This window comes from Phytobacter sp. SCO41 (assembly GCF_003073275.1).
Taxonomy (GTDB): domain Bacteria; phylum Pseudomonadota; class Gammaproteobacteria; order Enterobacterales; family Enterobacteriaceae; genus Phytobacter; species Phytobacter diazotrophicus.
Genome location: NZ_CP027225.1, coordinates 3,891,574 through 3,914,133, shown reverse-complemented (window position 1 = coordinate 3,914,133; position 22,560 = coordinate 3,891,574). Strand labels below are relative to the sequence as shown.

Below are 22,560 nucleotides of genomic sequence, written 5' to 3'. Positions count from 1 at the left end.
CGTGCTCGCTGCGCGATTAACCCAGCGCCTGAACCGCTTTTTCCAGCGCTTCACGCAACAAATGCCTGTCATGACGATAGGGGATATCGCTGGCCTCCAGAACCCCCTGAATAACAACCCGGTCGGAAACTGCAGAGACATCCACTTTCGGACCAACGATAACGGCATCAATGATCGGTTTACCCACATACTGCTCCATGATCGTCAGCTTATCTTTAAGCGTCAGGTTGGCGGCGGCCACGCTCAATTCTCTGCCGAGATTACCGATATAGACCACGGGCGCGGGGGGGCGGCGCAACGCCTGAGAAAGGTCTTCCAACAGCAGTAAAGGCAGCAGGCTGGTATAAAAACTCCCCGGACCAATTAAAATCAGATCCGCCTCGGCAATCGCCTGAACGGCTTCCCGCGTGGCGTGTACTTTGGGAAACAGCATCAATTCCTGTACCGGGGATTCCAGCAGGTCGATATTCACTTCGCCATAGACCATATGGCCTTCGTTGTCTGTTGCCATTAAATCAACGGGTTGTTCAGACATCGGAATAAGAAACGCATCGACCTTGAGCAGGTTGCGAATGAGATTGATCGCCTCCAGAGGCCGCACGCTGAGGTGATCTAACGCCTTTAACATCAAGTTTCCGAGGTTATGGCCGGAAAGTTCGCCATTACCGCTAAAACGGTACTCAAACATCGCCGAAGCGACGCTGGGTTCGGTAATAAGCTGGTTTAAACAGTTGCGCATATCGCCCCAGGCGATCCCTCCCTCAGATCGGCGAATCCGCCCGGTAGAACCGCCGTTATCGGTGGTCGTCACAATACCGGTGAGTCGTGAACCTAACGATGATAAAGCTGACATCACGCGGCCCAGACCGTGCCCACCGCCAAGCGCAACGACGCGATCCAGATCCGCAAGAGTGCGATTACGCATAAACCTTCCTTATAAATGATTACCGCGCTACGTTAACCTAAATACCACCTAATGACGATGCCGCGCAGGGTGGAAAATGACGTATATCAAAGCAAAAAAGGGATTTTCACGTACTCTGTTATGAAAATGCGCGATCATGTCGCTATATACATGTTTATATAGCGATAATGATGTTGGCGAAACAAAACGCTTCGCGCTACTATCGCCATAACGAATTTATCTCGTTACGCACAACATACACTCTAGCCTCTGTACCTACGTCTGACGATATGGTGCTTTGGCCGTGGCGATACCACCGGTATCAGCCGCCAGGGTGCAGGAAGAAATGACTGCATCTCCCGTATTTGGAAAGGTGTACATGGCCACACAACTGACTGACACGTTCGCGCGTAAGTTCTTTTACTTGCGTTTGTCGATCACTGATGTATGCAACTTCCGTTGCACTTACTGCCTGCCCAACGGCTACAAGCCAGGTGGCGTCACCAATAAAGGTTTTCTCAGCCTGGAGGAGATTCGTCGCGTTACGCGTGCGTTTTCTGCTATGGGGACAGAGAAAGTCCGTCTGACCGGTGGCGAACCTTCGCTGCGTCGCGACTTTACCGACATTATTGCTGCCGTGCGGGAAAACCACGCCATCCGCCAGATTGCCGTCACCACGAACGGCTATCGGCTGGCACGCGATGTGGCGCACTGGCGTGATGCCGGGCTGACGGCGATTAACGTCAGCGTCGACAGTCTCGACGCGCGCCAGTTTTTCGCGATTACCGGACAGGATAAGTTTAAGCAGGTGATGGATGGCATTGATGCTGCTTTTGCGGCAGGCTTTGAGAAGGTCAAAGTCAATACCGTGCTGATGCGCGACGTCAACCACCACCAGCTTGATACCTTTCTTTCCTGGATCAAACCTCGCCCCATTCAACTGCGTTTTATTGAACTGATGGAAACCGGCGAAGGCAGCGATCTCTTTCGAAAACACCATATCTCCGGCGATGTGCTGCGCGTCGAGCTGCTTAAACGTGGCTGGATCCAGAAGCTGCGCAGCCGCAGTGACGGCCCGGCTCAGGTTTTCTGCCACCCGGACTATGCCGGAGAGATCGGTCTCATCATGCCCTATGAAAAAGACTTTTGCGCCAGTTGTAACCGGCTGCGGGTCTCTTCCGTCGGCAAGCTGCATTTATGCCTTTTTGGCGACGGGGGCGTAGACCTGCGCGATCTGCTGCAGGATGACTATCAGCAGGCCGCGCTGGAAGCGCGCATTGCCGCGTCCCTTGCGCATAAAAAACAGACCCATTTTCTGCATCAGGGTAACACCGGCATTACGCAAAATCTGTCTTATATTGGCGGATAATGGCCGCAAGGAGAAAAAGCAATGAGTCAGGTTAGTACTGAATTTATCCCTACCCGTATCGCGATTCTTACGGTTTCCAGCCGTCGTGGCGAAGAGGATGACACCTCAGGCCATTTTCTGCGCGACTCAGCGCTGGAGGCGGGGCATAAAGTGGTGGCGAAAGCCATTGTCAAAGAGAATCGCTATGCCATTCGGGCGCAGGTCTCAGTGTGGATTGCCAGCGATGACGTCCAGGTGGTGCTGATTAACGGCGGCACCGGTTTTACCGAGGGCGACCAGGCACCGGAGGCATTATTGCCGCTGTTTGACCGTGAAGTAGAAGGGTTTGGTGAACTGTTCCGGATGCTCTCTTTCGAAGAGATAGGCACCTCTACGCTGCAATCACGTGCGCTGGCGGGTATCGCCAACAAAACGCTGATTTTCGCGATGCCGGGCTCTACCAAAGCCTGTCGCACCGCATGGGACAATATCATCGCGCCGCAACTCGATGCGCGCACGCGTCCGTGTAATTTTCACTCCCACATTAAGCCTTAATTTATGTCGCAACTGACCCATATTAACGCCGACGGCGAAGCGCATATGGTGGATGTCTCCGCCAAAGCAGAAACCGTGCGGGAAGCGCGCGCCGAAGCGTTTGTTACCATGCAGCCACAAACGCTGGCGATGATTATTGACGGCAGCCATCACAAAGGTGATGTCTTTGCCACGGCGCGTATTGCGGGCATCCAGGCGGCAAAACGCACCTGGGATTTGATTCCGCTGTGTCACCCGCTGTTGCTTAGCAAAGTGGAAGTGCAATTACAGGCACAGCCGGAACATAACCGGGTTCGCATTGAGTCGCTGTGCCGTCTGACGGGCAAAACGGGCGTGGAAATGGAAGCGCTGACGGCGGCGTCGGTAGCCGCATTGACGATTTACGATATGTGCAAAGCCGTGCAGAAGGATATGGTCATTGGCCCGGTACGTCTGCTGGCGAAAAGCGGCGGTAAGTCCGGTGATTTCAAGGTAGAAGCAAATGATTAATGTACTTTTTTTCGCGCAGGTGCGCGAACTGACCGGGTGTGACCGGTTGACGCTGGACGAAGTGTTTCCATCTGTCGAAGCGTTACGCCAACACCTTGCCGCGCGTAACGAGCGTTGGGCGCTGGCGCTGGAAGAGGGCAAACTGCTGGCGGCGGTAAACCAGACGCTGGTGAGCTTTGACACTCCCCTTACCGATGGCGACGAAGTGGCGTTTTTTCCGCCGGTGACCGGAGGCTGAGATGGCGCAGACACGTATCGTGGTTGGCCACGCGCCGTTTAACGTCGGCGAAGAGTATCAATGGCTGAATGCGCGTGATGAAGACGGCGCGGTAGTGACCTTTACCGGCAAAGTGCGTAACCATAACCTTGGCGATAATGTCAGCGCTCTGACGCTTGAACACTATCCGGGGATGACTGAAAAGACGCTGGCCGGGATTGTTGATGATGCGCGTGAGCGCTGGCCACTTGGTAACGTCACGGTGATTCATCGCGTGGGCGAACTCTGGCCTGGCGACGACATCGTCTTCGTCGGCGTGACCAGCGCACACCGCAGCAGCGCCTTTGAGGCAGGGCAGTTCATTATGGATTACCTTAAGACGCGTGCGCCGTTCTGGAAGCGCGAAGCCACGGCGCAGGGTGAGCGCTGGGTAGAGGCGCGCGATAGCGATAAACAGGCGGCGCAACGCTGGTAACGCTTTGTCGGGATTGTGTTAATCTTGAAGATGGGTATCCACTTTTTGAGGAGTCATTATGGACAGATTCCCGCGTTCCGATTCTATCGTTTCACCCGCCCGTGCCGGTTTGCAAACCTATATGGCGCAGGTCTATGGTTGGATGACCTGTGGGCTACTGCTGACGGCTTTTATCGCCTGGTATACGGTATTTAATGAAGCCGTATTAATGGCTATCTACTCCAGCCGGGTGGTCTTCTTCGGGCTGATTATTGCGCAACTGGCGCTGGTTTTTGTGCTCTCAGGCCTGATCCACAAACTCAGCGCGGGCATGGCGACCACGCTGTTTATGCTCTATTCCGCCCTGACCGGGCTGACGCTTTCGGGCATCCTGTATGCCTACACCGCGGAGTCTATTGCGGCGACCTTTGTCGTTACCGCCGGGATGTTCGGCGCGATGAGCCTCTACGGCTATACCACCAAACGCGACCTGAGCGGTCTTGGCAGTATGCTGTTTATGGGGCTAATCGGTATCCTTCTGGCTTCCCTGGTTAACTTCTGGCTGAAAAGTGAAACGCTGATGTGGGCGGTGACCTATATCGGGGTGGTTATTTTTGTCGGGCTGACCGCGTATGACACCCAGAAACTCAAAGACATCGGCACACAGCTTGATGTGAATGATAAAGCGCATTTGCGGAAATATTCGATTTTAGGGGCGTTAACGCTCTATCTCGACTTTATCAACCTGTTCCTGATGCTGTTGCGTATCTTCGGCAACCGTCGTTAATGTTATCCCGGCTTGGGGACGTCAGATAGCCAGTGAAAAGCATAAGCCGCACCCGGTTATGTCCGGGTGCGGCTTGTTCACCTCAGGGAGAAGAGATGAAACCTTTTGGTTGGCTTTCGCCGCCGCACATTAAGCCCACGGAACTTATCGTTAATATCTGCCTGTGGCTGGCTGCGGGCATGGTGCTGGGTATCGGTGTTGCCTGGCTGGCGCTGCATCTTCCCGTTATTCGGGCATGGTTTATTCCCGGCCCTGCCATCCTTGTGATGATTGCCGCCTTATTTATCAGCGGTCTTCTCCTTTACTGCCTCTTTGAGCGCTTTAGTACGCCGCTGGCGCTGTTCTGGCTCATCTTGATGAACCTGCTGACCGGGCTACTTTTTGCCTGCATCTTCTCCTGGGCGGGAATCGCCTTAGCGCTGGGCGTAACTGGCGCGATGTTCGCCATCAGCGCGGTTATCGCCCATTATGCGGGCAGCAATATCAGCGGCGGTGGCTATTATTTGTTGATGTTGCTGGTGGGGCTTAGCCTGACGGTGCTGGTTAATATCGGGTTGCACAATGGCCCATTGGAGTGGATTGGCTGCCTGGTGATGGTATTGCTGTTTGGATTAACGACGGCGGGCAGCAGTTCACGGATTCAGATATCCGCCCGCGAACTCTATATGAAACAATTTACCACGGTACAGGCCTGCGCCATCCATGGCGCATTGCGGGTCTGGCTGAATATTGCCAGTCTCGTGTTTGAACTGCTACGTCTGGCAAGCTATGTGATTGATGGCATACGCTCCCGCTAATCAACCTTTTGCCATCGCCTTTTCATTTTTCGCGCGCAGTTTCTTCGCCCGACTTTCCAGTATCAGATAGGCAATCAGCGCCAGCAGTAGCGGGATAAAATAATAGAGTACGCGGTAGGCCAGCAGGGCCGCGATGATAACCCCTTGTGACATATGTTCCCCGGCCAGCAGTGCCAGAAAGACGGCTTCCAGCACGCCAATCCCCGCCGGGATATGGACAATCACGCCGGCGATACTGCTGACCAGCAACACGCCCAGCACAAAGAAGAAGTTGGCCTGGTGCCCCATCAGTAGCCAGATAATCACCCCCATAGCTATCCAGTTGGCGCTGGAAATGGCCATCTGGGCAAGGGCAAATTTCCACGAGGGAATCACTAACTTCTGTCCTCTAATCGTGAAATGGCGACGTTTCGCAAAACCGCAGGCCCACAGATAGAAGGCGATAAAGAGTAGCAGCACCACGCCAATAATGCGCAGTGTCGTGTCGGAGATGTACCAGTGCGCCGGGATATCCACCACGCCAAAGGTAAAGATGATGCCGCCGAGTAAAATATACCCCAGCCAGTTGGTGGTGATGCTGAGCGAGAAAATCCGCGTGATGGTGCTGCTGGGTAATCCAAGGCGGGAATAGAGACGATAACGCATGCCGATCCCGCCCACCCAGGTGCTGAGCGTCAGGTTAAAGGCATAGCAGATAAACGACACCAGCATTACCTGGCGTTTAGCCAGTTTATGTCCGCAATAGGCGCGACCCAGCAGGTCGTAGCAGCCATAAATCAAATAACTGACCACGACCAGCGCGGCGGCACCCAATAACACGATGCGGTTATAGTCGTGAATAACCTTCCAGACATCATCCCAGTTGACCTTCTGGGCATACAGCACTAACAGGACGGCAACGGCGATAAAAAAGAGCCAGGTGAGAACTTTTTTTGCCAGCCGCCAGCGTGGATGTGATTTCGCCATCAGGATTTCCCTCCGGAATTTTCAGAAGCGACGCGATCCTGAGTCTCTATTTCCGGCTGGATGGGGGGCTTCACCTGGGCCAGCCTTGGCGTATGTGCGGGCAGCCAGCCAACGAGTGCAGGAAAATGGCGCAGGAAGTGGAACACCACCACGCTCTTGGCGAGATTCCACCAGGTCCGCTTAGGTGCCATCGATTCGTCCACTCGTAGGCAGTCTTTGGCGATAATCGCGTTGAGGTTGTCGCGCAGCGTCTGGTTGAATTCCCGATCGTGAATGATCAGATTGGCTTCAAGATTTAGCGACAGACTTAACGGGTCAAGGTTGCTCGACCCGACGGTTGCCCAGTGATCGTCCATTAACGCCACCTTGCCATGCAGTGGGCGACGGCGATATTCGTAGACCTGAACGCCCCCTTTCAAAAGATAGTTATAGAGCAGTTCGGCGCCAACTTTGACAATTGGCATATCCGGCTCGCCTTGTACGATGAGCTTCACTCGTACACCCCGGCGGGCCGCGTTTTTCATTGCATGCAGCAGGCGGTAGCCGGGAAAGAAATAGGCATTGGCGATAATCACTTCGCGCTTCGCATTGGCGAGCATTTTCAGGTAGTGGCGTTCAATGTCATCACGGTGATCGTCATTGTCGCGCCAGACAAACAGCGCCTGAGCTTCACCGGGCGTGCGGTTATCCTCCGCCTGGTGGCGACGTCGTTGCCACCAGCGTCTGACCGGCGCGTTTTCAGGCAGATTTTCCACTTCAAATTGCAAAATGTCAGCCACCACCGGGCCTTCAACCCGTACGGCATAGTCCTGCTTGGCTTCGGGGCCGTAGCTGGTGACATGTTCAGCGGAATAATTAATGCCGCCGACAAATGCCACCGTGTTATCGATCACCACGATTTTACGGTGCATGCGGCGAAAGACATTGGTCCGCAAACCGAACAGACGTGGACGGGGATCGTAGTAGCGGAAGACGACGCCAGCAGAGGTGAGCGTATTGACGAATTCATCGCTGAGATCCGGCGAACCATAGCCGTCGAGCAACACTTCGATATTCACGCCGCGACGGGCCGCTTTGAGTAAAACAGCATGCAACTCACGTCCTACTTCATCTTCAAACCAGATAAAGGTTTCGAGGATAACTTTCTGCTGTGCCTGCTCAATAGCGGAATACACCGCCGGGTAAAAGTTTTCGCCATTTTCGAGAAGCTCAATACGATTACCCTCTTTCCATGTGCATTTCATAGGTGGATCTCCGCACTCAGAGGGGCATGGTCGGATAAATGACGCCAGTTGCGCAGCGGCAGTGCTGTGGGCGAGCTGACACCAGCATTTTTGACATAGATACGGTCCAGACGTAACAGCGGCAGGCTGACCGGAAAGGTGCGGGCAGGGCGGCCATGGGCGCGGGTAAAGATCTCTTCCAGCCCGGCCTGGACTTTTAACGGATGGTTCGCCCGCTGCCGCCAGTCGTTAAAGTCGCCAGCCACCACCACCGGTTCATTTTCCGGCAGCGAATTTACCCATTCCGCCAGCATCGTGAGCTGTGCCTGGCGATGGGCTTCACGTAAGCCCAGATGCACACAAATCACATGCACCGGCCGCTCAATATCAGGCGGCACGATACGACAATAGAGCAGGCCGCGTTTTTCACTGCCGTCCACGGACACGTCGCGGTTCTCATAGTGTTCGATAGGAAAACGGGAAAGCACGGCGTTACCGTGGTGGCCTTCAGGGTAGACAGCATTACGCCCGTAGGCGTAATCGCTCCACATAGCGTCAGCAAGAAATTCGTAGTGGGTGGTATCCGGCCAGTTCTCCACATGCAGCGGATGAACCTCATGCGCGCCCATCACTTCTTGCAGGCAAACAATATCGGCGCTGACGGTGCGCACCGCGTCGCGAAGTTCCGGCAAAATGAAACGCCGGTTAAAGGCAGTAAAGCCTTTATGGGTATTTATGGTGAGTACTTTCAATGAAAATTGACGAGTTTGTTGGGTCATAATTCTCCTGCCAGCCTCACTATCCTGATGAAAATAAATTGTAGTCTCTGTCACAAAAAGATGCGGGGTTACGGAATTTTCTGTAAATATCAGTACTCTTTGTTAAGAGAAAAATTCGTCAGGAGAGATGCCATGAAGTGGCAACAACGTGTTCGTGTCGCAACCGGTCTGAGTTGCTGGCAGATTATGTTGCATATGCTGGTTGTGGCGGTGTTAGTAACAGCCTGGATGAGCGGCGCGCTGGTGCGGGTCGGCCTGGGTCTGTGCGTCCTTTATAGCGTAACGGTGCTGTTGATGCTGTTTTTGCAGCGCCACCACGAAGAGCGCTGGCGCGGCATTGGCGATGTGCTGGAAGAGTTGACCACCACCTGGTATTTCGGGGTTGCCATGATCGTGCTGTGGCTGCTGTCACGCGTCATGCAAAACAACCTGCTGCTGGCCCTGGTCGGGCTGGTTATCCTCGCAGGCCCAGCGGTGGTCTCCCTGCTGGCAAAAGAGAAGCGTATCCCGTCCAAATCCTTCAAAGTTTAAGGTGCGAGCGGCGTAAGGTTACATCACCTTACGCCGGAACATCGCATAGGCCGCTGAACCCGTGGTGGCCGTTATCACCAGTAGCGGCCAAACGCTTTGCCAGACAATCGCGAAGCTCGCATCCTTCAAATAGATCTGCTTGGTAATGTCCGTAAAATGGCGGATAGGGTTAACCCATGTCAGATCCTGCAGCCAGACCGGCATATTCTCGACCGGCGACACATATCCCGAAAGCAGAATAGCGGGCATCATAAAGACAAACACCCCAATAAACGCCTGCTGCTGTGTTGAGCACAGGGACGAGATCAGCAGGCCAAACCCTACCAGCGACAAGCCGTAAATCAGCATCGTGAAATAGAACAGCAGTAGCGATCCGGCAAAGGGGATGTTATAGGCAAGGATCCCGGCGAGCAGCACGATGGTAGCCTGGAACGTCGCCACCACCAGCGCAGGTACCGCTTTGCCGACAAAAATTTGCCAGGTCGCCAGCGGTGAGACCAGCAGTTGATCCAGCGTACCCTGTTCCCGTTCGCGAGCAACCGAGAGTGAGGTAACGATCATCACGCCAATGGTGGTGATCATGGCGATAAGCGATGGCACCACGAACCATTTGTAATCCAGGTTTGGGTTGTACCAGTTGCGGATCACCAGTTCGCTGTTGTTCGGTTTCGTTTTCCCCTCTATCAGTTCCTGTTGATACTCTTTAACGATCTCTTGCAGGTAATTGGCGGCAATCTGCGCGCTGTTAGAGTTTCGTCCGTCGAGAATTAGCTGTAGCGGTGCCTGGGTGAAGGTATCCAGCTTGCGGGAAAAGTCAGCCGGAAAACGCACCAGTAGCAGCGCTTTTTGCTCGTCGATTGTCGGGCGAATCTCCTGTGGGCTTTTCAGCATCAGCACATGGGTGAAGGCTTTTGCCCTGGCAAAGCGCTGGGTCAGCTCCACCGCATGTTTGCCGTTATCTTCGTTATAGACGGCAATGGTGGCGTTAGTGACCTCCAGCGTCGCGGCAAACGGGAACAGCAACACCTGGATGACAACCGGCAGAATCAAAATGGCGCGGGTCTGCGGTTCGCGCAGCAGCGACTGCAACTCTTTGCGAATCAGTGTCCATAAGCGATGAAACATGGTGCCTCCCTAATCCAGCCGCCGTTTGGTTTTCACCCACGTCAGGCCAATAAACATGATTGCCGAAGCCAACAGAAACAGCACATTGATGACCAGAACCACCGGGATATTGCCTGCCAGAAACAGGCTTTGTAGGGTACTGACGAAGTAGCGCGCCGGAATAATGTAGGTCACCGCCCGGATCACCGCAGGCATACTGTCAATCTGGAAGATAAACCCGGACAACATGATCGACGGCAAAAAGGCGGCGTTAAGCGCCACCTGTGCGGCATTGAACTGATTTCGCGTAATGGTCGAAATCAGTAACCCCATCCCCAAAGTGCTGAGCAGAAACAGGCTGGTGATGAAAAACAGGATCACCAGCGAACCGCGATACGGCACCCCGAGAATAAATACCGACACCAGCATACACAGCAACATGGCCAGCATTCCGAGGAAGTAGTAGGGGATAAGCTTGCAGAGCAGAAGTTCAGTACGGGTAACTTCGGTAGAAAGCAGCGCCTCCATGGTGCCGCGCTCCCATTCGCGCGCCACCACCAGCGAGGTGAGGATCGCGCCGATCACTGTCATGATGATGGTGACCGCGCCGGGGATAATAAAATGCTGGCTGATGGCAGCGGGGTTAAACCAGTAGCGCATCTGTACGTCAATCAGCGGTTCGAAACTTTCGCCGCGATCGTCGGCCCGCTGCTGTTGCCAGACCTGCCAGATCCCCTGTACATAGCCCTGAACGAAGTTGGCGGTATTGGGTTCGCTGCCATCGGTGATCACTTGTAGCGGGGCATCTTCACCGGGGCGCGCCATCTGTTCGGCAAAATTCACCGGAATGACCACCAGCCCGCGAATGCGCCCGGCCTGCATCATCTGAATTAATTGCTGGCGATTATCGTTGACCGTCGCGTCAAACCACGGAGAGCCGGTCATCGTATGGGCGAAGTCCAGCGCCTCTTCGCTGTGCTGCTCCAGTAAAATGCCCACGCGGAGCTTGCTGGAGTCCAGGTTTATGCCGTAGCCGAAAATAAACAGCAGCATTAACGGGATCACCACTGCAATCAGCCAGCTACTGGGATCGCGCACAATCTGGCGCGTCTCTTTGACGCAGAGCGCGCGCACGCGACGCAGGGAGAGAGGGCTATGCATCGTGATGCTCCTTATCCCAGTTATGGATCAGCGTGATAAAGGCATGCTCCATCGTCGGGTCGGTGTGCTCCGCATCGGCCGTTTGCGCTTTCAGGGCATCCGGCGTGCCGCTGGCGATAAGTTTACCGCGATAGACCAGCCCGATGCGGTCGCAATATTCGGCTTCATCCATAAAGTGGGTGGTGACCATGACCGTGACCCCTTTCTCCACCATGCTGTTAATGTGCAGCCAGAACTCGCGGCGGGTCAGCGGGTCGACGCCGGATGTCGGTTCATCGAGGAACAGAATGTCCGGCTCATGCATCAGCGCGCAGGCCAGCGCCAGGCGTTGCTTAAAGCCCAGAGGAAGGGCGTCGGTTGCCTGATTGGCTATCGCCTTAAGGCCAAACGCGTCCACCATCCGTGTGATTTTATCCTGCTGCGCCCGTCCCCGCAGGCCGTAGACGCCGGAGAAAAAGCGCAGGTTTTGCGCCACAGTCAGGTTGCCGTAAAGGGAGAATTTTTGCGCCATATAGCCAAGATGCTGGCGTGCCTGGCCGGAGCTGGTTTTTAAATCCATATTCAGTACCAGCGCTTTGCCGGAGGTGGGGACCAGCAACCCGCACATCATCTTGAAGGTGGTGGATTTCCCCGCGCCATTCGGCCCGAGCAGGCCGAAAATCTCGCCGCGCTTGACGGCAAAATCGACGTGGTCGGTGGCGGCGAAATCGCCAAATTTTTTCGTCAGTTGCCGGGCTTCGATCACTGTCTCATCCGGCGTACCTTCCACGGTATGCAGAATGGCCCCCAGCGGCGACTGGGTGAACGCGGCACCGCCCAGCAGGTCGATAAACGCGTCTTCAAAGCGCGGCGCGGTCTCTTCGATGTCTAACCGGGTCAGTGACGATGCGCTGCGCAGTGCGTCCACCGTTGATTCTTTCGCCAGAATCACCCGCACCGAACGCCCCTGAATCATCCCGTCGCTGACCTGCGGCAGTTTCAGCAGGCGTTGCAATAACTGGCGGTTGTTTTCCTGCGGGCTGCTGGCGAGAAAACTGCGCCCGGCCATGGTTTGCGTCAGCGCGCGCGGTTCGCCCTGATAAAGCAATTCCCCTTCGTTCATCAGCAGCACATCGCGGCACTGCTCGGCCTCGTCCAGATAAGAGGTGCTCCATAAAATCAGCATGCCGTCCCCGGCGAGGGTATGCACCATCTGCCACAGTTCACGGCGTGATATCGGGTCCACGCCGACACCGGGTTCGTCCAGCAACAGCACTTTCGGTTGCCCGACCAGGGTGCAGGCAAGCCCCAGTTTTTGTTTCATGCCGCCGGACAACTTGCCCGCCAGCCGCCCGGTAAAGGGGGCGAGGGCGGTGAATTCAAGCAGTCGGGCAAAAGTCTCCTGGCGCTGTTCCCCGGTGACGCTGCGCAGATCGGCGTACAGGTTGAGGTTTTCTATCACCGTGAGATCTTCATACAGGCCGAATTTTTGCGGCATGTAACCGAGCGAGGCATGCAGTTCGCTGTTGTTGGCGATGGGATCCAGGCCAATAACCTCCGCGCTGCCTTCATCGGGTTTCATCAGCCCGGCGAGCATACGCATCAGCGTGGTTTTCCCCGCGCCATCCGGGCCAACCAGCCCCGTGACGTATCCGGCTTTCACGGTGCAGTCCAGACGGGCGACGGCGGGTTTCTCCATCCCGGCGAAGCGCTTGACCAGGCCGTTCAGACGGATGGTTGCCTCACTCATTCCGTGCTCCATTGTCGAAGCTCACGGTAACCGGCATCCCCTGGCGCAGAGCGTCATCGGCGTCGGTGACGATAATGCGCAGCCGATAGACTAAATCGGTACGCAAGTCCGGCGTTTCCACGGTTTTCGGGGTGAATTCAGCCGTCGGGGAAACAAAGCCAATTTTGCCGTGGTAAGGCTTATTGGGGCGGCCATCAACGTACAACAATACCGTCTGACCGGGCTGGGCCTGATGTAAATTGGCTTCACTGATGTAGGCGCGAACCCAAACCGGGCGGGTCAGGGAGAGCGTCAGAACGGTGCTCCCGGCATTCAACATACTACCCGGCTCCACGGCGCGGGTGAGCAGAGTGCCATTAGAAGGCGACACCAGTTGGGTATCCTGCAAATCCAGTTGTGATTGCGCCAGTTGCGCCTGTGCCTGTTCGAGGCTGGCTTTGGCCTGGGCTATCTCCTGCGGGCGATTACCAGTACGGTACTGGCTGAGTTTATCTTTTGCCGATTTCAGTGTGGCTTGCGCCTGGTCGCGGGAGGAACGCGCATTTTCCAGGTCGTTGGCGGAAATGGTCCGGCTTTTCCATAGCCCCTGCTGGCGCTGATAAAAGTTTTGCGCGTAATCATAGGCCGCCTGCGCCTGATTGACCGCCGCCGCCGCCTGGGCAATCTCTTCATCGCGATAGCCCGCGGTGACCAGATCGTATTTTGCCTTCGCCGTCGAGACATTGGCTTGTGCCTGCATAAGGGCATTCTCGTAAGGGGCTTTGTCGATTTCGCCAAGCTTCTGCCCGGCGGTTATCGCATCCCCCTCATCTACCGCAAGTGAAGCGAGACGTCCGCCGACCCGGAAACTGAGGTTTACGGTGCGAATATCCACATTCCCGTAGAGCGTGAGGGTGGCTGCCTGTCGGCTTTGATACCACATCCAGCCCCCGCCAAGCGCGGCGAGTACGATAACGACAATCAACACGATGACGACAGGCTTTTTCATAACCCGGAACTCCTTGTTAATCCCTGAAGGATAAGATCGATATGGCACGTGATGACCTGGCAAATCAGGTCGGCTTTCTCATCGTCGAATTGCGCCCATCCGGTGCGCAGTAAAATGGTTTCCCGACCCAGGCGGAAGGCGAGGATCTCGCCGATCAGCGCATGGGTGTGCAAAATGGTTTGCGTATCATTGGCTTCTCTGCCGGTGTAAGCCGCAATCAGCCGGGTAAGATGGCTGTGCAACGGGGCGATCACCTGGTCATGAACTAACTGGTAGGCGCGGGTAGGGGAGAGCTGTTCGCGCGAGATAAATTTACTCAGATTCAGCGTGTCATCGTGGGTGAGCAGCATAATCATATTCTTGCAGGCCCGATGAATCAGTTCACGTATCGCCTCTTTATCGGGTTCCGCCTGGGTAAACAGGATTTCGGCGGCTTCGGCGTGGGGGCGAAAATTTGCGCCAATAAAATCGGCGATCCACTGGGCGCAGGCGAGATAGAGATCCTCTTTTGAACCGAAGTAGTAGGGGATCGCGGCAATATTCTGCCCGGCCAGCGCAGCGATATCGCGCGTGGTGGCATGCAACCCGTATTCGCCGAACTGTGCGAGGGCAGCGGCAATCAACTGGTTTCTGGCCTGCTCACCTTTACTGGTCGTCGAGTTCATATTCATCGGTGGAATAAAGTTAATCAATCGATTGATTAACTTTATGGCTATTTTTTCACCGTGTCCAGTCGGGTGTTATCACTCTCTTACCGCTAAAAATAGCGTGCCGTTCCCCAGGCCACGGGCCATACGGGTTGGGAAAATCGGAGAAATATTTCTTCAATGATTAGCAGAGCGATATTTTATGCGCTGTGTCACAAAAGCTGTTACACTCCGCCCCTTCATGACATTGTGGTTTTTGTCATCTGTCATATTATTATCTCCTCGAAAACTACACCTGTTATGGTCGGGGCGGTGCGGAGTTGTTATGTCTTTTGATTCCCTTGGCCTGAACCCGGAAATTCTGCGTGCTGTTGACGAGCAGGGCTACCGTGAGCCAACCCCTATTCAGCAACAGGCGATCCCAGCGGTGCTGGAAGGCCGCGACCTGATGGCGAGCGCCCAGACGGGTACTGGCAAAACCGCGGGCTTTACGCTGCCGCTGCTGCAACGTCTGGTACAAAAAGAGCCGCACGCGAAAGGCCGTCGCCCGGTGCGTGCGCTGATCCTGACGCCAACGCGCGAACTTGCCGCGCAAATCGGCGAAAACGTACGTGATTACAGCAAATATCTGAACCTGCGCTCGCTGGTGGTTTTCGGCGGCGTGAGCATTAACCCGCAAATGATGAAGCTGCGTAGCGGTGTCGATATCCTCGTCGCCACGCCGGGTCGTCTGCTGGATCTGGAACACCAGAACGCCGTCAAACTGGACAGCGTGGAGATCCTGGTGCTGGACGAAGCTGACCGTATGCTGGACATGGGCTTTATCCACGATATCCGCCGCGTGCTGGCTAAACTGCCTGCGCGTCGTCAGAATCTGCTGTTTTCCGCGACCTTCTCGGATGACATCAAAGGCCTGGCCGAAAAGCTGCTGCGCAACCCGCTGGAAATCGAAGTGGCGCGCCGCAACACCGCTTCTGAGCAGGTAACGCAGCACGTTCACATGGTCGACAAAAAACGTAAGCGCGAGCTGCTCTCCCAGATGATTGGCGAAGGCAACTGGCAGCAGGTGCTGGTCTTCACCCGCACCAAACACGGTGCGAACCATCTGGCTGAACAACTGAATAAAGACGGTATTCGCAGCGCGGCTATCCACGGTAACAAAAGTCAGGGCGCGCGTACCCGTGCGCTGGCAGACTTTAAATCGGGTGATATCCGCGTACTGGTTGCAACCGACATTGCGGCCCGTGGTCTGGATATCGAAGAGCTGCCGCACGTAGTGAACTACGAGCTGCCGAACGTGCCGGAAGATTATGTACACCGTATTGGCCGTACCGGTCGTGCTGCGGCAACCGGTGAAGCGCTGTCGCTGGTCTGCGTCGATGAACATAAACTGCTGCGTGACATCGAACGCCTGCTGAAAAAAGAGATCCCACGTATCGCTCTGCCGGGTTACGAGCCCGATCCGTCTATCAAGGCCGAGCCGATTGTGAATGGTCGTCAGAGCCAGGGCCGTGGTGGTCGTGGTCAGGGCGGTGGCGGTGGTCGCGGACAACAGCAGCCACGCCGTAACGACGGTGGCGCGCCGAAAGCGAAAGCGCCACGTACTCAGGAAGGAAGTAAACCGGCGGGTGAGAAACCGCGCCGTCGTCGCCCGCGTAAACCCGCGGCGAGCGCCTGACGCCTGATGTGATTAAGAAGCCCTGCCCGCGTGCAGGGCTTTTTGTTTTTGGGTTTGAGTAAGGGGCTGTATGTTCCCCTCACCCCAGCCCTCTCCCTGGAGAGAGAGGGGGCCGATCGAGCTGAGTTCGGCTCTGTTTTTCTCCCTCTCCCTGGAGAGAGAGGGGGCCGATTGAGCAGAGTACAGCTCTGTTTTTCTCCCTCTTCCTGGAGGGATGAGAGGGTCGATCGAGCTGCATTCGGCTCTGTTTTTCTCCCTCTTCCTGGAGGGATGAGAGGGTCGATCGAGCTGAGTTCGGCTCTGTTTTTCTCCCTCTTCCTGGAGGGATGAGAGGGCCGATCGAGCTGAATTCAGCTCTGTTTTTCTCCCTCTCCCTGGAGGGAGAGGGTAGGGGTGAGGGGGAAAAGGAAAAGCTTATACCGCCGTCGGCCTGAATTGTGCAATCCATGCCTGACGTTGTTCCCGCGCCCGCTGGGCCACGCGCGCCTGCGGATCAGAGTTAAAGCCGTGATACGCCCCAGGCCACACATTCATTTCTACCGCCACGCCTGCACGGATTAACGCCTGCGCAAAGCGAAGATTCTCATCAAGAAACAGATCCAGCGTGCCCACGCCGAGCCAGGTAGGTGGCAAATTAGTCAGATCCGTTGCTCGTCCCGGCGCAGCATAAGCCGACACCCCCTCCGAGCCCGGCTCGCAGCCCAACAGCGATCGCCAGCCAAAACGGTTATATTCACGCGTCCAGACAAACTCACCGGTCACCGGATTCGGGTTTTCTTCCGTCACCGTACGATCATCGAGCATCGGAAACATCAGGTTCTGAAAGGCAATACGTGGGCCATTGCGATCGCGGGCCAGCAGCGCCAGCGAGGCCGCAAGTCCGGCCCCTGCGCTGTCGCCCATCAGCCCAATATGGTCAGAATGGATACCGAGTGCGGTGGCCTGCTCGCTCATCCACACCAGCGCGGCGTAACAATCCTCCAGCGATCCCGGAAAGACCGTTTCGGGTGCCAGACGATAATCGACAGAGACAATCACGCAGTCGTGTTGCAACGCGGTGGCGCTGGTCAGCGACAGTGACTGCTCCGGGCTACCGAAAAGATGACCGCCGCCGTGAATATGCAAAATGCCCATTCGGTTCTGCCCCGGCGTAGCGGGGGTAATGACACAGACTCTGACTGCAGGATGTGCGGGTGAGGAGATAAGATGTTCTTCCACCGATAACCCAATGTCCCGGAAACTTTGCACGTTAGCCAGCGCTGCCTGCTGGCGTTGTTGGCGAAGGGCAACGAGAGCGTCTTGTGTCAGGGAGAGGGGGCGGCTATCCGCCAGTGCCGGGCGTAATTCAGGATCGACCAAATTCCATGTGTTCATCATGTAGCCTTGTCTGTCTCGGTAATATTTGCAGAGCGGGAAATCTCCCGCTCCGTCATTACCTTACAGTGTTTCGCCGTTGCTGGCGATAACCTGCTTATACCAGTCAAAGCTGCGCTTTTTGCTGCGTTTTAGCGTACCGTTGCCGTCGTTGTCCTTATCGACATAGATAAAACCGTAGCGTTTTTTCATCTCGCCGGTCCCGGCGCTGACAATATCAATCGGTCCCCACCAGGTGTAACCCATGATGTCGCAGCCATCGGCAATGGCCTCGCCCATCTCACGGATATGCTGGCGACCATAATCAATACGCGCGGTATCGTTGATGACACCGTTTTCATCTGGCTCATCCACCCCGCCATAGCCGTTTTCGACGACAAACAGCGGCTTACGATAGCGGTCCGCCAGTTCATTGCAGACGATACGGAAACCTTTGGCGTCAATCGGCCAGCCCCAGGCGGTTTTTTCGAGATACGGATTGTCCTGACCGACGGTTCCGCCAGTATCGACGCGAAACTCACCGCCAGCCTGATGCAGCACGCTGCGATAATAACTAAAGCCCAGGTAATCGGACGGGTAACGGGCGATAAGGTCGAGATCGCCATCCTCCATGACCAGCTCAATGTTCTGCTCGCGAAACAGGCGTGGTGTCCAGGCCGGATATTCACCCAGCATCATCACATCAGAGTAGAAGAGTGAACGGCGGCGCAACTGCATGGTCGAGAAAATATCTTCCGGGTTGCAGGTGGCCGGGTAGACCGTGCTCAGCGACAGCATGCAACCTATCTTCGCGTCCGGGATAATCTCATGACACAGCTTGTTGGCCAGCGCGTTGGCGACAAACTGATGATGGTTTGCCTGATATAGCTCCTGCGGCGTGGAGCTGGGGTCAACCGCGCCTGTCGCAAAGGGCATCCGGTTCATATTGTTCAGTTCGTTAAAGGTCATCCAGTATTTGACCTTCTCGCGATAACGCCTGAACACCACCTCACAGTAGCGGGTGAAGAAATTCACCAGTTTGCGGTTCTTCCAGCCGCCATACTCCTGATACAGCGCCAGCGGTGTTTCGTAGTGGGAGAGCGTAATCACCGGCTGAATACCATATTTCAGCAGCTCATCAAACAGGTCATCATAAAATTTCAGCCCGGCCTCGTTAGGCGAGGTTTCATCGCCACGCGGGAAGATGCGCGTCCAGGCGATAGAGGTGCGAAAACAGGTAAAGCCCATCTCAGCGAACAGCGCCACGTCTTCTTTGTAATGGTGATAGAAATCGATGGCTTCATGGCTGGCGTAGTATTTATGCGGATCGATAACCGCATCGTGTTTGCCGGAGGCGATACCGCCGCGTACCACATCGGAGATAGACGGCCCTTTGCCGTCCACATTCCATGCCCCTTCTGCCTGGTTGGCGGCAATGGCACCGCCCCATAAAAAATCGTTCGGGAAAACAGACATATCCACTCCTTAATCCGCCAAATCTTCGCCATTGGAGGCGATCACTTTTTTGTACCAGTGGTAGCTCTTTTTCAGGGAACGCTTCTGGGTGCCGTTACCCATGTCATCCTGATCGACATAGATAAACCCGTAGCGTTTGGAAATTTGCGCGGTGCCCGCGCTCACCACGTCGATTGGCCCCCACCAGGTGTAACCAAACAGATCCACGCCATCGGCCAGCGCCTCGCGCATCTGTTCGATATGCAGACGCAGATACTCAATGCGGTAATCGTCGTCGATAGAGCCGTCCGGATTCACCGTGTCCACTGCGCCAAGACCGTTTTCGGCAATAAACAGCGGCTTCTGATAGCGGTCATATAACTGATTTAGCGCCAGGCGCAGCCCTTTCGGATCAATCTGCCAGCCCCACTGGCTGGTGGGCAGATGCGGGTTACGAACACCGCCGGTGATCAGGTTGCCCTCGGCCCCTTCCAGTTTTTCCGGGTGGGCGCTGACGGTGCTGGACATGTAATAACTGAACGAGACGAAATCCACCGGGTGCTGACGCAGGATCTCATCGTCACCCACCACTTTTTGCAGCGTGACGCCTTTCTCTGCCAGCATACGGTCGGTATAAGCCGGGTAGTAGCCGTGCGCCTGCACATCGCTAAAGAACAGCGACACGCGCTGCATCTCTTCGCAGGCCTGCAAATCGTCCGGGTGACAGGTGTGGGGGTAGAGCATCTGGTAGCTGATCATGCAGCCGACTTTCGAGTCGGGAATGATCGCATGGCAGGCTTTAGTCGCCAGGGCGCTGGCGACGAACTGGTGATGCGCCCCCTGGTATTTATCCTGCTCCAGGTGCGGGTTATCCTCTTCAATCACCCCGACGCTGACGTACGGGTGGTGCTTCACGCAGTTAATCTCGTTGAAGGTCATCCAGTACTTCACTTTTTTGCGATAACGGGTAAAGCAGGTCGTGGCGAAACGCACATAGAAATCCACTAACTGACGGTTCGGCCAGCCGCCGTAATCGGTCACCAGCGCCAGCGGCATTTCGTAATGGGAGAGGGAAACAATCGGTTCGATACCGTGAGAGTGCAGGGTGTCAAACACCTCGTCGTAGAACTTAAGCCCGGCTTCGTTAGGCTCGCTTTCGTCACCACGCGGGAAGAGACGCGTCCAGGCAATCGACATGCGGAAGCATTTAAAGCCCATCCCGGCGAAGAGAGCGATATCCTCTTTGAAGTGGTGGTAAAAGTCATTGCCCTTGCGTTTCGGGTAATATTTGGCGCTGTTCGGATCCTGCGCTTCACGCACCTGCGCGTGGGTCATTCCCAGCCATTGATCGAGCCAGCGCTCTTTGGGCGTATTGATGTCAAAGGTATAGACATCGGACACGGACAGCCCCTTGCCATCGACGTTCCACGCCCCTTCGAGCTGGTTTGCCGCCGTCGCGCCACCCCACAAAAACCCTTCCGGAAATGATTTAGAAAATGTCATGCGCTTGCTCCTCATGCCGCTGATGCGGTCAGTGTCAGAAATTCGTCGCGGCTGGCAACATCGCCGTTCGCTTTAACCGGGCTGATATCGCCGTAGCATTCACTGTTGGTCACCACCAGGATGACGCTCGGATCAATGCCTTCGGCCCGTAAGGCGTCAAGATCAAAGGTGACCAGCAGGTCGCCCACTTCGATAAACTGTCCGGCCTCGATATGGCTGGTGAAGTGCCTGCCGCCGAGTTTGACGGTGTCGATACCGATATGAATCAGGATTTCCGCCCCGGTATCGCTTTGCAGCGCCAGCGCGTGGTGAGTTTCAAAGACCGATGCCACCTTGCCGTTAACAGGGGAACGTAACTCACCGGTGGTGGGATAAATTGCCAGTCCTTTGCCGAAAATCTCGTCGGCAAAGACCGGGTCGCTCAGGGTGTTAAGCGCTTTCAGCTCACCGCTTACTGGCGCAAACAGCTTCTCTTCTGAGCGGGCGATGGGCATCGGGCTTACGCCTGCGACCACCGGCTGGGCTGCTTCTTCAAACCCCAGAATCACCGTGAGGGTGGCGGCACAGACAAAGGAGATGGCGATACTGACCAGCGCCCACAAAAAGGTTGGGCCCACCAGCGCCGGAAGACCAGGCAGGCCGCTTAAAGCGAAGGCGTAGGTTTTCACTCCCATCGCCATGGCGAAGGCACCGCCGCAAGCCCCGCCTGCTAACGCTGCGGCAAAAGGCCGTTTGTAGCGGATGTTGACCCCGTACATCGCCGGTTCGGTAATCCCCATCATGGCGCTAAAGCTGGTGGTCAACGCCAGTGATTTGAGCTTTTTATCACGAGCACGCAAGAAGACGCCGAAGGCGGCACCGGCCTGCCCGAGGTTGGCAATGTAAAAAAGGATCTTGATAGGGTCGAAGCCCATGGTACTGATGTTATTGATCATGATCGGCACGATCACATAGTGCATGCCGGTAATGATGATCAGCGACAGCGTGCCGCCGACCACGACGCCTGCCACGATCCCCATATTCTCCACCAGCCAGATAATGCCGCCAGAGAGGGCATTGCCGGTATAAATCCCCACCGGGCCGATGGCGATAAGGGTAATGGGCGTGACAATCAACAGGCACAGCAACGGCACAAACATGGTTTTCAGCGGGCCGGGCATAAAGCGGTCAATGAGGCGCTCAACACGACTAAGCAACCACACGGCAAGCAGAATCGGGATCACCGTTGAGGCGTAATTCACGGTGGGAACCGGTAAGCCGATAAAATTCACCGGCGCGCCGGCTTTAAACAATGTCTGGATAGCCGGATGAAAGAGAACGGCGGCAAGTGCGACCGCAACGTAAGGGTTAGCACCGAATTTCTTCGCTGCGCTAAAGGAGAGCGCTAACGGCATGAAGTAAAAAACGCCGTCACTGATTGCCAGCAGGATTTGATAGGTCTGGTTAGTGGTTTCCACCCATTGCATGGCCACCATCAACGCCAGCATACCTTTCAGAATACCGGCCCCGGCAATGGCCGGAATAATCGGCGAAAAAATACTCGACAGGCCTTCCAGTACCACCGAAACCGGGTTACGCCGTTTGGTGGGGCGAGCGGCATTGTCGAGATCGGGGAGCACTGCGAGTAGGGCTTTGCACAAGGGTTCGACGTCGTTACCAATAATAAGCTGGAACTGGTCGCCGGAAATATTCACACCCATGACGCCATCAAGAGCTTCGAGGGCGGCGCGGTCAGCCTTGTCGTTATCCTTAAGCAGAAAACGCAGGCGGGTAATGCAGTGAAACAGTGAGAGTACGTTCTCTTTGCCGCCAATCCTGTCGATGATTTGGCGAACCGTGTCCTGATAATTCATAAAAATTCCTCCAGACTGAAGTCAAAAACCGACTTCATC

At 55.5% G+C, this 22,560-nt stretch carries 22 protein-coding genes and 1 riboswitch; of the genes, 9 read left to right on the top strand and 13 right to left on the bottom strand.

Annotated elements, in window-relative coordinates; all coding sequences use genetic code 11:
• Positions 1-16: 16 nt before the first annotated feature.
• Positions 17-925, bottom strand: coding sequence for a uridine diphosphate-N-acetylglucosamine-binding protein YvcK (gene yvcK / locus C5523_RS19100; RefSeq protein ID WP_108701787.1), 909 nt, complete (start codon positions 923-925; stop codon positions 17-19).
• A 226-nt stretch (positions 926-1,151) separates the two neighbouring features.
• A riboswitch (molybdenum cofactor riboswitch) is annotated at positions 1,152-1,296 on the top strand.
• On the opposite strand from yvcK, the gene moaA reads away from it, so the two are divergent.
• From moaA to C5523_RS19065, 7 genes are all read left to right on the top strand, one after another.
• Positions 1,284-2,273, top strand: a complete 990-nt coding sequence (gene moaA, locus C5523_RS19095) for a GTP 3',8-cyclase MoaA (protein ID WP_155525415.1) — start codon at positions 1,284-1,286, stop codon at positions 2,271-2,273. It overlaps the preceding riboswitch by 13 nt.
• 21 nt (positions 2,274-2,294) lie before the next feature.
• On the top strand, positions 2,295-2,807 hold the full coding sequence (moaB, locus tag C5523_RS19090; protein WP_039077233.1) for a molybdenum cofactor biosynthesis protein B: 513 nt from the start codon (positions 2,295-2,297) through the stop codon (positions 2,805-2,807).
• A 3-nt stretch (positions 2,808-2,810) separates the two neighbouring features.
• Positions 2,811-3,296, top strand: coding sequence for a cyclic pyranopterin monophosphate synthase MoaC (gene moaC, locus C5523_RS19085; RefSeq protein WP_107222938.1), 486 nt, complete (start codon positions 2,811-2,813; stop codon positions 3,294-3,296).
• Entirely contained in the window at positions 3,289-3,534 is a 246-nt protein-coding gene (gene moaD, locus C5523_RS19080; protein WP_108701786.1) for a molybdopterin synthase sulfur carrier subunit, read from the top strand. Before moaC ends, moaD begins: the two co-directional genes overlap by 8 nt.
• Before the next feature lies 1 nt (position 3,535).
• Complete coding sequence (gene moaE, locus C5523_RS19075; protein WP_039077230.1) at positions 3,536-3,988, top strand: molybdopterin synthase catalytic subunit MoaE; 453 nt, start codon at positions 3,536-3,538, stop codon at positions 3,986-3,988.
• Positions 3,989-4,046: 58 nt separating this feature from the next.
• A complete protein-coding gene (locus C5523_RS19070; protein WP_039077229.1) occupies positions 4,047-4,754 on the top strand; it encodes a Bax inhibitor-1/YccA family protein in 708 nt (235 codons plus the stop codon).
• Between the two features lie 95 nt (positions 4,755-4,849).
• Positions 4,850-5,551, top strand: coding sequence for a Bax inhibitor-1 family protein (locus C5523_RS19065; RefSeq protein WP_108701785.1), 702 nt, complete (start codon positions 4,850-4,852; stop codon positions 5,549-5,551).
• Here C5523_RS19065 and C5523_RS19060 read toward each other — a convergent pair whose 3' ends face one another.
• The 3 genes from C5523_RS19060 to C5523_RS19050 are packed head-to-tail and all read right to left on the bottom strand — an operon-like array spanning position 5,552 to position 8,519.
• On the bottom strand, positions 5,552-6,517 hold the full coding sequence (locus tag C5523_RS19060; RefSeq protein WP_079498586.1) for a YbhN family protein: 966 nt from the start codon (positions 6,515-6,517) through the stop codon (positions 5,552-5,554). It abuts the gene before it with no gap.
• Positions 6,517-7,761: a cardiolipin synthase ClsB gene (gene clsB, locus C5523_RS19055; protein WP_071195600.1), complete on the bottom strand. Its 1,245-nt coding sequence runs from the start codon at positions 7,759-7,761 to the stop codon at positions 6,517-6,519. The genes C5523_RS19060 and clsB overlap by 1 nt, the downstream gene beginning before the upstream one ends.
• A complete protein-coding gene (locus tag C5523_RS19050; protein ID WP_039077225.1) occupies positions 7,758-8,519 on the bottom strand; it encodes an endonuclease/exonuclease/phosphatase family protein in 762 nt (253 codons plus the stop codon). The genes clsB and C5523_RS19050 overlap by 4 nt, the downstream gene beginning before the upstream one ends.
• Before the next feature lie 132 nt (positions 8,520-8,651).
• Between C5523_RS19050 and C5523_RS19045 the strand changes: the two genes are divergently transcribed.
• Positions 8,652-9,050 carry a YbhQ family protein gene (locus C5523_RS19045; RefSeq protein ID WP_039077224.1) on the top strand — a complete coding sequence of 133 codons (399 nt, stop codon included), beginning with the start codon at positions 8,652-8,654 and terminating at the stop codon, positions 9,048-9,050.
• A gap of 18 nt (positions 9,051-9,068) precedes the next feature.
• Here C5523_RS19045 and C5523_RS19040 read toward each other — a convergent pair whose 3' ends face one another.
• From C5523_RS19040 to cecR, 5 genes are read right to left on the bottom strand one after another with little or no spacing between them, the layout of a single operon-like run.
• A complete protein-coding gene (locus C5523_RS19040) occupies positions 9,069-10,175 on the bottom strand; it encodes an ABC transporter permease (protein ID WP_108701784.1) in 1,107 nt (368 codons plus the stop codon).
• A gap of 9 nt (positions 10,176-10,184) precedes the next feature.
• Positions 10,185-11,315 (bottom strand): ABC transporter permease, encoded by a 1,131-nt coding sequence (locus tag C5523_RS19035; protein WP_108701783.1) that lies wholly within the window; start codon positions 11,313-11,315, stop codon positions 10,185-10,187.
• Positions 11,308-13,044 (bottom strand): ATP-binding cassette domain-containing protein, encoded by a 1,737-nt coding sequence (locus tag C5523_RS19030; RefSeq protein ID WP_108701782.1) that lies wholly within the window; start codon positions 13,042-13,044, stop codon positions 11,308-11,310. The genes C5523_RS19035 and C5523_RS19030 overlap by 8 nt, the downstream gene beginning before the upstream one ends.
• Positions 13,037-14,032 carry a secretion protein HlyD gene (gene hlyD / locus C5523_RS19025; RefSeq protein WP_108701781.1) on the bottom strand — a complete coding sequence of 332 codons (996 nt, stop codon included), beginning with the start codon at positions 14,030-14,032 and terminating at the stop codon, positions 13,037-13,039. The genes C5523_RS19030 and hlyD overlap by 8 nt, the downstream gene beginning before the upstream one ends.
• Positions 14,029-14,703 (bottom strand): transcriptional regulator CecR, encoded by a 675-nt coding sequence (gene cecR / locus C5523_RS19020; protein WP_039077219.1) that lies wholly within the window; start codon positions 14,701-14,703, stop codon positions 14,029-14,031. The genes hlyD and cecR overlap by 4 nt, the downstream gene beginning before the upstream one ends.
• 301 nt (positions 14,704-15,004) lie before the next feature.
• On the opposite strand from cecR, the gene rhlE reads away from it, so the two are divergent.
• Entirely contained in the window at positions 15,005-16,357 is a 1,353-nt protein-coding gene (rhlE, locus tag C5523_RS19015) for an ATP-dependent RNA helicase RhlE (protein ID WP_039077218.1), read from the top strand.
• 414 nt (positions 16,358-16,771) lie between these two features.
• On the opposite strand, the gene C5523_RS19005 is transcribed toward rhlE, so the two are convergent.
• From C5523_RS19005 to C5523_RS18990, 4 genes are all read right to left on the bottom strand, one after another.
• Entirely contained in the window at positions 16,772-17,731 is a 960-nt protein-coding gene (locus tag C5523_RS19005; protein ID WP_108701779.1) for an alpha/beta hydrolase, read from the bottom strand.
• Positions 17,732-17,794: 63 nt separating this feature from the next.
• Positions 17,795-19,186: a glycoside hydrolase family 1 protein gene (locus C5523_RS19000; protein WP_108701778.1), complete on the bottom strand. Its 1,392-nt coding sequence runs from the start codon at positions 19,184-19,186 to the stop codon at positions 17,795-17,797.
• A 9-nt stretch (positions 19,187-19,195) separates the two neighbouring features.
• Positions 19,196-20,668 carry a glycoside hydrolase family 1 protein gene (locus tag C5523_RS18995; protein WP_108701777.1) on the bottom strand — a complete coding sequence of 491 codons (1,473 nt, stop codon included), beginning with the start codon at positions 20,666-20,668 and terminating at the stop codon, positions 19,196-19,198.
• Between the two features lie 11 nt (positions 20,669-20,679).
• Positions 20,680-22,521 (bottom strand): beta-glucoside-specific PTS transporter subunit IIABC, encoded by a 1,842-nt coding sequence (locus tag C5523_RS18990; RefSeq protein ID WP_108701776.1) that lies wholly within the window; start codon positions 22,519-22,521, stop codon positions 20,680-20,682.
• Positions 22,522-22,560 lie beyond the last annotated feature (39 nt).